The organism is Lapillicoccus sp. (assembly GCF_025353065.1).
In the GTDB taxonomy this organism is placed as follows: domain Bacteria; phylum Actinomycetota; class Actinomycetes; order Actinomycetales; family Dermatophilaceae; genus Lapillicoccus.
The window spans coordinates 1-4,097 of the sequence record NZ_JANXRJ010000251.1 but is presented as its reverse complement, the minus strand read 5'-3'; the positions used below and the strand labels follow the sequence as shown (position 1 = coordinate 4,097).

4 protein-coding genes are annotated in these 4,097 nt (G+C 69.7%); all 4 read right to left on the bottom strand.

The genetic code is table 11. The features are described from left to right. The coding region (locus Q0R63_RS18345) for a polyribonucleotide nucleotidyltransferase (RefSeq protein WP_295700547.1) at positions 1 to 2,128 on the bottom strand (2,128 nt) is incomplete at its 3' end. 157 nt (positions 2,129 to 2,285) lie between these two features. After that, entirely contained in the window at positions 2,286 to 2,555 is a 270-nt protein-coding gene (gene rpsO, locus Q0R63_RS18340; protein WP_295700544.1) for a 30S ribosomal protein S15, read from the bottom strand. Positions 2,556 to 2,743: 188 nt separating this feature from the next. Further along, a complete protein-coding gene (locus Q0R63_RS18335; protein ID WP_295700541.1) occupies positions 2,744 to 3,526 on the bottom strand; it encodes a methyltransferase domain-containing protein in 783 nt (260 codons plus the stop codon). A 74-nt stretch (positions 3,527 to 3,600) separates the two neighbouring features. Then, a partial coding sequence (locus Q0R63_RS18330; protein WP_295700539.1) for a putative glycolipid-binding domain-containing protein occupies positions 3,601 to 4,097 on the bottom strand: 497 nt, incomplete at its 5' end.

Here is a 4,097-nt window from a genome sequence, read left to right as displayed (position 1 = left end):
TGAGGACGTCGTCGACGTTGTCGATCCGCTTCCCGCCGACGAGCTTGCGCACCTCGGAGATGTGCAGCAGACCGTCCTTGCCGGGCAGGAGCGAGATGAACGCGCCGAACGTCGTCGTCTTCACGACGGTGCCCATGAAGCGCTCACCGATCTCCGGCATCTGCGGGTTGGCGATCGCGTTGATCGCCGCGCGCGCAGCCTCCGCCGAGGGACCGTCGACAGCGCCGATGTAGACCGTGCCGTCGTCCTCGATGGAGATGTCGGCGCCCGTGTCGTCCTGGATCTGGTTGATCATCTTGCCCTTCGGGCCGATGACCTCACCGATCTTGTCGACCGGGACCTGCACCGTGATGATCCGCGGGGCGTAGGGCGACATCTCGTCAGGCACGTCGATGGCCTCGGCCATTACGTCGAGGATGTGCAGCCGGGCCTCGCGGGCCTGGGTCAGCGCGCTCGCCAGGACCGACGCGGGGATGCCGTCGAGCTTGGTGTCGAGCTGGATCGCGGTCACGAACTCCTTGGTGCCGGCGACCTTGAAGTCCATGTCACCGAAGGCGTCCTCGGCGCCGAGGATGTCGGTGAGGGCGGCATACCGCGTCTCGCCGTCCACCTCGTCCGAGACCAGGCCCATCGCGATGCCGGCGACCGGGGCGCGCAGTGGCACACCGGCGTTCAGCAGGGAGAGGGTCGATGCGCAGACCGAGCCCATCGACGTCGAGCCGTTGGAGCTGAGGGCCTCGGAGACCTGACGGATCGCGTAGGGGAACTCCTCGCGGGCCGGCAGGATCGGCAGGATGGCCCGCTCCGCGAGCGCCCCGTGCCCGATCTCGCGACGCTTCGGCGACCCGACGCGGCCGGTCTCACCGGTGCTGTAGGGCGGGAAGTTGTAGTTGTGCATGTAGCGCTTCTTGTGCACCGGGGACAGCGTGTCGAGCTGCTGCTCCATCTTCAGCATGTTCAGCGTGGTGACACCCATGATCTGGGTCTCGCCGCGCTCGAAGATGGCGGAGCCGTGCACCCGCGGGAGCACCTCGACCTCGGCCGAGAGGGCGCGGATGTCCCGCAGACCCCGCCCGTCGATGCGGACCCCGTCGGTGAGGATGCGCTGGCGGATGAGCTTCTTCTGCACCGACCGGTAGGCCGCGGAGAGCTCCTTGTCGCGACCCTCGAAGGCCGCCCCGTCGCTGCCGAGGGCGCCCTTCATGGCGTCCTTGATCTCGTCGAGACGGTCCTCGCGCTCGGACTTGCCGGCGATCTGCAGCGCCGCGGTGAGGTCGCTCTGGACGTGACCCTCGACGGCGGCATACGCGTCGTCCTCGTAGTCGAGGAAGACGGGGAAGTCCTGGACCGGCTTGGCCGCCGCGGCAGCGAGCTCGGCCTGGGCCTTGCACAGCTGGGCGATGAACGGCTTCGAGGCCTCGAGGCCCTCGGCCACGATCTCCTCGGTGGGGGCGCCCGCGCCCTGGTTCTTGACCAGGTCCCAGGTGGACTCGGTGGCCTCGGCCTCGACCATCATGATGGCGACGTCGTCGGCCTCACCGGACGTGCCCGGGACGACACGACCGGCGACGACCATGTCGAAGACCGACTTCTCGATGTCGGAGAAGTTCGGGAACGCGACCCACTGGCCGTCGATGAGCGAGACACGCACGCCACCGATCGGGCCGGAGAACGGCAGGCCGGAGATCTGCGTCGAGGCGCTGGCGGCGTTGATCGCGAGCACGTCGTACTGGTGGTCGGGGTTCAGCGCGAACACCGAGATGACGACCTGGACCTCGTTGCGCAGACCCTTCTTGAAGGTCGGGCGCAGCGGGCGGTCGATGAGGCGGCAGGTGAGGATCGCCTCGGTCGAGGGGCGACCCTCACGACGGAAGAACGACCCGGGGATCTTGCCGATGGCGTACATGCGCTCTTCGACGTCCACGGTCAGGGGGAAGAAGTCGAAGCCCTCGCGCGGCTGCTTGCCGGCCGCGGTCGTGCTGAGCAGCATCGTGTCGTCGTCGAGGTATGCCGTGACGGCGCCACCGGCCTGCTTGGCCAGGCGCCCGGTCTCGAACCGGACGGTGCGGGTGCCGAACTTGCCGTTGTCAATGACGGCTTCGGCGAACGTGATCTCTGGACCCTCCATGGGTCCTCCATTTCTCTCTATCCAAGCCGTGCGCATCATCGTTGTGCGCAGGCGTTCGTGCGGTGGCTTTCAGACCGGCCAACCGGTCTCGTGGCCACTCATGCGAAAGGCGGCCCTCGCCATAAAATCAGCGAAAGCCGCCATCTCGTCATGACGTTTATCGGCGCAGCCCGAGACGCTTGATCAACGAGCGGTAGCGCTCGACGTCGACGTTCTCGAGGTAACGCAGGAGCCGACGACGGCGGCCGACCAGGAGCAGCAGGCCGCGCCGGCTGTGGTGGTCGTGCTTGTGCGTCTTGGAGTGCTCGGTGAGGTCCTTGATGCGCTGCGTGAGGAGCGCGACCTGGACCTCGGGGGAACCGGTGTCACCCTCGACCGTGGCGTACTCGGTCATGATGGACTTCTTCACGTCAAGTGCCAGTGGCATGAGCGACCGACTCCTTCTCTGCTAGGTGCGCGGTGCGCCAGGGCAGGTCCACCTGGGCTCTCTCGATCCGCGGCCGTCGTACGGCGATGCTCAGGTTATCAGCGGGCGGCTCAAGTGCCCTAATCGTCCGCGCGTGCACCGGTCGAACAGGCACTTCGGGGGGACAGGTGACGAACGGGCCCGGCTGGCTAGTTGTGCCCGTTCGGGCGGCGCACCCCGCGAGCCGCCCAGGCGACGGCGTCGATCGTGAACGGCCCCGTCGGCAGAATCTCCCGGCAGCGCCGCCGCAGCCGGGTGCGCGCCATCGCGTCGAGCTTCGCGACGTGGTCCCCCGCCGGCCCCACGCCCAGCGTGTAGGTCTCCCACCAGGCGTCGAAGCCCGGATAGGCGCGACTGACGTGCAGCTCGGCCTGTTCGACGTCTCGCAGCCCGGCGTCCCTCAGCAGGGTGACGAGGTCGCCCGACCGTGCGCCGGCCAGGGCGTCCTCGGTCGCGGCGTCCGGATCGAGGTCAAGGACCGCCCGCCAGAAGGTCGAGAGCGGGGCGCGGGCGCCGCCGAAGTCCCAGACGGTGGCGGCGACGACACCACCGGGCCGCGTGACGCGGACCATCTCCCGGAGGCCCGCCCCGGGGTCGGCCATGAAGTGCACGACGAGCTGGGCCAGGGTGACGTCGAACTCCGAGTCCTCCCAGGGCAGCTGCTCGGCCGCGGCCTCGCTGACGTCGACCCCGGGGAGCCGCTCGCGGGCGGCCGTGACGAAGGACGTCGAGGGGTCGGCCGCGACCACTGCACCCGGGCCGAGCCGGCCGACGAGCTCGGCGCTGAGAGCGCCGGTCCCGCACCCCACGTCCGCCGCCCGCTGTCCGGAACCCGCTCGCACCCCGGCGAGGTCCGCGAACGGGCCCGACAGCAGGTCCGAGAACGCCCCCATGAAGCGTTGGTATGCCGCGCCGTCGACGTCGAATGCCACGTCCCGGACGCTACTCCCCCGAGCCGCTGGTCCCCCCAACCGCTGAGGTCGTGCGCGCGCCGGGGTGCCGGGGGTCAGTGCTCGCGCACCGCGAGACCGGGGTAGTCCCGCACGAGGAGGTCCTCGGCATACGAGAGCCGAAAGGCCGCGCCGAACACCGGTGCGGTGTAGTCGAACTCTGTCGGGCCCCGGCGGACGGGCAGGGTGTTGGTCACGACGGAGAACTCGAGATCCAGGTCGAGGCAGCCGTCGAGGTCGTCGCGGGGTGTCCCGTCGACCCACCACCGGCCGGTCCCGTCGGCCACGACCTCCACGGCGCGCGCGACACCGGCCGAGCTGAGGGCGACAAGGACGCGACGGGTCGTCCGGTCGGCAGCGACGTGGACCTCGTAGGTGGCGTGCCACGGCACGCGCTCCTCCACCGCGCTGGTGCTCCCGGCCATCAACCACCCGGACGCCTGCCGGGTGAAGAAGGCCACCTCGGAGCCGACCCGGCCACCGACGTGTCGCCATGCCGCCGACGGGGGAAGGTCGCCGAGGGCCATGCCCTCACCGTATGCCGCGCGTGCCC